This window comes from Pseudomonas sp. SDO5522_S412, from assembly GCF_054071215.1.
Map to the genome: position 1 here is coordinate 1 of NZ_JBSVWQ010000352.1, position 4,055 is coordinate 4,055.

Consider the following 4,055-nt stretch of genomic DNA (forward strand, 5'->3'; position numbering starts at 1 on the left):
GCGGTGTGTCAGCAACAGTAATATCAACAGGCACACCGTTTTCGCGAGCAAGCCCGCTCCCACATTTGATCTGCGATGGATTGCAGATCGTCATTTCAGGTGATATCGATTCAGGGCGGTCTCCACCTGTTCTGCTTCGATCCAGCCGTCATCCGCCAACGCCTTCAATGCCAGCACCGCTACCCAATATCGACTGGGTGCTGACGTTTCCACGGAGCCCGCACCCAACGCTACAAAACGCGCATCCACATGCCCTGCCAACTGGTCAACGATAGGCTGCGGATACCCGGTGACTGCGACCACCGGCGCGCCATCCCCAGCCAGGCAATCCCTTAGATGACAACTGCGCTTCGGTTCCAACGGGTGCAGGCGGTTCCAGCGTTGCGCCGCATTCGCTTCGCGGGCCAGCCGTGTATAGCTGGGGCAACTCCACAGTTGCGCCTCGACGTTCCAATCCGTCTCGAGCAACTGCGCGGCGTGCACGACTTCTTCAAACGCTCGACCCGCACTCAGCAACCGCACCCTCAATTCACTGGTGTATGAGCGCCGGACCCGGTACATGCCCCTGAGCGCATGGTCACTATCCTGCGGGCTCAGCCCTGGCCCTTCGTGTTGATCGTGCAGTGCCAGGTAGTAGAACCCCGGCTCGCCGTCGACATACAGCGCCTGCAAACCCGCCAGCACAATCGCCCGGGCTTCCTCGCCGGAGGCCGGGTCATAAGGTGTGCAGTGAGGATTGCTGGCCAGCCATAAGGGCAGTGAAGGGGAGGGCTGGGTTGCATTGTCGTTGCACAGGATGCCCCGCTGACGGGTCTCGCCGGACAGCGCGCGCAACTGCGCCGATGACGCGGCCGTGTGCAGGTACAGCATGGGTTTTTCCCCGGTATTGCGCGCGAACCAGGTGGGCCAGCTCACCACTCGGCGTGAGCGCGACTGGCCGCGAATCACCCACGCCTGCCGGCTGGACTCCAGGGTGTTGGCCATGGTCATCACGCTATACAGGGGCGAGCAGCGGGGCTGCTGCGTTGCATTCAGGGCGTCGATGCAGATCAGGGCAGAGCGTTCGGTGCTGGCAGTCATGAGCAGGGTCGCTTGGCAACGGGTGCCCATACCCTAAAGGAATTCGGCTTACGATTGCAATTGCAATGATTGCAGTTGCATCTAAAATTCATCCGGCTAAATCAAGGCAATCCTGCTACGTTTAATCCTGAAGTGCAGGAACGTCATGCCACGGACATTTTTTCGTCATGACGGCACTTTAGGCTGGTTGTGCAGGTCACTAAGCAACCCCTTTTCATAAAACAAGGAGTCAACCATGGACGATTACCAGGAAGAATTGCTCGAGTACCACGCCTTTGAACTGGATCCGCTGGATCCGGCCGATGATGCCACCGAGCTGTAAGACAGACGTCAGGCGGAATGCCGCTGACTGCGGCGAAATTCCCCTGGGGTCTGGCTGTTCCAGCGCTTGAACGCCCGTTGAAAGGCTTCCGCTGAAGCAAAACCGAGCAAATAGGCAATTTCACCGAACGCCAGTTCGGTATCGCGAATGTAGGTCATGGCCAGGTCGCGGCGAGTGTCGTTGAGAATCGCCCGGAACTGAGTCCCTTCTTCCGCCAGCTTGCGCCGCAGGGTCCAGGTCGGCAGTTTCAAGCGTGACGCCACTTCTTCCAGGTCGGGTTCCCGGCCACCATTGAGCATCGGCCCGAGCAAGCGGGTAATGCGCTCGCGCAGGCTGCGGGTGCGCGTCAATTGCTCCAGTTCCCGTTCACACAATTGCACCAGTAATTGCCAGGTACTCGGGCAGTGTTCCGGGTTGCGCAGGGCCAGGGTTTGCTGGCTAAGGCGCAACTGATTGTGCTCGGCGCCAAACTGGATCGGGCAGTCCCCAAGCACGCTGTAGCGCTCGCTGTAGTCGGGGGCCTGGAACTCGATTTCGATCCGCTGCGCCTGCACCGGTTGCGCACTCAGGCTCGACAACTGATGCAGCCAGCCGGCGATGATCGAGTCCACCACGAAGCGGTTATAGGCGTTGTAGGGGCTGATGGAGTAGAAGCGCAGCCACGCACCATCTGCATCCTCGTGAAAGCTCGACTGGCCGCGATAGTTGGAGCCGTACAAGGCTTCGAAGCGCGTCAGGGTACGGGCGGCTTCGCGCACGGTGGGCGCCTGGGCGGCGGTGACCCCGGCGAGCCCGGCCTGGCTCAGGCGGCTGAGCTGGCCCATGCGCAGGCCCAGGCTGGCATCGCCGGTCAACTGGATGGCCGCAAAGCCCAGGCGCATATAGCGCGGGATCGACAAGCGTGCACCCGCCTCGGCCAGGCGTGCCGGGTCAAGGCCGTATTGCAGCAGCAACGGTTGCGGGTCCAGGCCATGGCTGTGGATCGCATCGGCCAAGGTGTGGACGAAGCCCACCGACAAATCCCCAAGCCGCACCGGCTTCATTGAGTTACAGCCACACGTTCAGCAGGCGCGCGCCACGGGCATTGCCGTCGGCGAACACCTGGCCGTTGCTGCTGAGGAAGCTTTGCCCGGCGCTGCCCATGTCAAAGAACTGCCCGCGCAGGAACACGCTCATGCCGGCGGTGGCCTGGCTGATGGGTTGCTGGCTGATCAGGGTCAGGCGGTGCCAGGCTTCGCCTTCGCTGAGCTCTTCGGGCTTGAGGCTGATCTCGGCTGGCGTCGACACGCTTTTGAAGCCGCGCCACGGCTTGTCCCAGGTTTCGCGGCCAATCACGAAGGCCGGCACCGCCACCAACTGGGCGCCTTGCTCGTTGAGCTTGCGGTAGTTGTCCGGGTACCAGCTGTCGCTGCCGATCAGGATGCCCAGGCGCCCGGCCGGGGTATCGACCACGCTGACGCTGTTTTCATCGCCCGGCTCAATAAAACCGCGCTCGTCAAAAATCGGATACAGCTGGCGTTGCGGCTGGCCCAGCGGCAAGCCATCGCGGTCGAAGACCACACTGGTGTTGTACAGCGCGCCATGGCCGATCTGCAGCTGGCCCTGGCTGACGCTCGGGTTGGGCAGGGCAATGGAGCCGGCCACCAGGGTCACGCCGAATTCCTTGGCCAGGCCACCGAACAGCACTTGATAGTCGCGGGCCATGGCCGGGGCCTTCATGCGCAGGTAGGCGTCGTCGATGCGGTCGTCACCCTTGGCGCTGATCAAGGCCCGCAGGAACAGCAGCGGGTTGCTCGCCGACAACCAGTTCATCGCTTCCTTGAGGTTGGTGGCCTGGTACAGCTCGTTCTTTTCGCCGCTGACCATCAGCCAGGTGCCGATATGTTCCGGCAGTACCACGATGGTCTTGTCGTTGATCAGGCCCTGGTCACGGGCGTTTTGCAGATAGGCCGCCAGCTTGAGGTGCAGGCGTTCCAGGCTCTGGTAGTCGGCGGGAAACAGTTCCGGCTGGATGCCCAACAGGTTGCCGCGGTCGGCGGGCACGCCCTGGTCGACGGCCAGGTTGATCCGCAGGTCGGACAGGTAATGGCCCACGGGGCGCTCCTGGGTCCAGACCAGATAGGCGGAAACGGCGGCGACCAGGGCCATGATGAGGGTGAAGCCAAGAAGTTTACGCATGGGGCAAATGACAACGGACCGTGTGCTGGGTTTGCATTTTCTCTCAAATTTCTGGGCTGGGTACGAAAAACCGTGGTTTGGCACGAAAATCTCAAAAGCCTTGAGTGCGTGTTTTCGCCGCGGGCCGGATCTTCCAGGGTCGACAGTAACGGGTTGTGACCACAGGTGCACGCGCGCGGGTCAATGCCGTGGGATGTTACTCGTGCGCGCACCAGCTTCTGGCAGATTGTTACTTTGTGCCTCAATACCGTGCGCAAGTTCCTCGCCAAGGTTGATTCGCGCGATGGGCTCGCGGAGGGCTGGCCGCGCAACTCAAGTGTTTCAGCGCCTTACAGGCCTCTCTGTTTAAAGACACGTCGAGTTGGCAACAACCTTGCATATGCTTGTATGTACAAGTAAAGATGTGTGCGTAAGAGTCCATGAACTTCCTCTTCGCACCCATCAATGTTCGCGCATTGATCGTTGAGGATTTTTT

General features: G+C 61.1%; 3 protein-coding genes. All 3 read right to left on the bottom strand.

Translation table 11 applies throughout. The annotated features are described in order from the left end of the window. Nucleotides 1–90 precede the first annotated feature (90 nt). The 3 genes from ACW9I6_RS31205 to ACW9I6_RS31215 all read right to left on the bottom strand — a co-directional run bounded on the left by ACW9I6_RS31205 (nt 91) and on the right by ACW9I6_RS31215 (nt 3,580). A complete protein-coding gene (locus ACW9I6_RS31205) occupies nt 91–1,110 on the bottom strand; it encodes a transketolase-like TK C-terminal-containing protein (protein ID WP_457340198.1) in 1,020 nt (339 codons plus the stop codon). Nucleotides 1,111–1,410: 300 nt separating this feature from the next. Beyond that, nucleotides 1,411–2,445 carry an AraC family transcriptional regulator gene (locus tag ACW9I6_RS31210; protein WP_102605974.1) on the bottom strand — a complete coding sequence of 345 codons (1,035 nt, stop codon included), beginning with the start codon at nt 2,443–2,445 and terminating at the stop codon, nt 1,411–1,413. Between the two features lie 4 nt (nt 2,446–2,449). Beyond that, nucleotides 2,450–3,580, bottom strand: coding sequence for a carbon-nitrogen hydrolase family protein (locus tag ACW9I6_RS31215; protein ID WP_003207875.1), 1,131 nt, complete (start codon nt 3,578–3,580; stop codon nt 2,450–2,452). Nucleotides 3,581–4,055 lie beyond the last annotated feature (475 nt).

Bases quoted from the DNA above. Each gene is read 5' to 3' on its own strand.
- ACW9I6_RS31205 (WP_457340198.1), bottom strand. From the start codon at position 1,110: ATGGGCACCCGTTGCCAAGCGACCCTGCTCATGACTGCCAGCACCGAA.
- ACW9I6_RS31215 (WP_003207875.1), bottom strand. From the start codon at position 3,580: ATGCGTAAACTTCTTGGCTTCACCCTCATCATGGCCCTGGTCGCCGCC.
- ACW9I6_RS31210 (WP_102605974.1), bottom strand. From the start codon at position 2,445: ATGAAGCCGGTGCGGCTTGGGGATTTGTCGGTGGGCTTCGTCCACACC.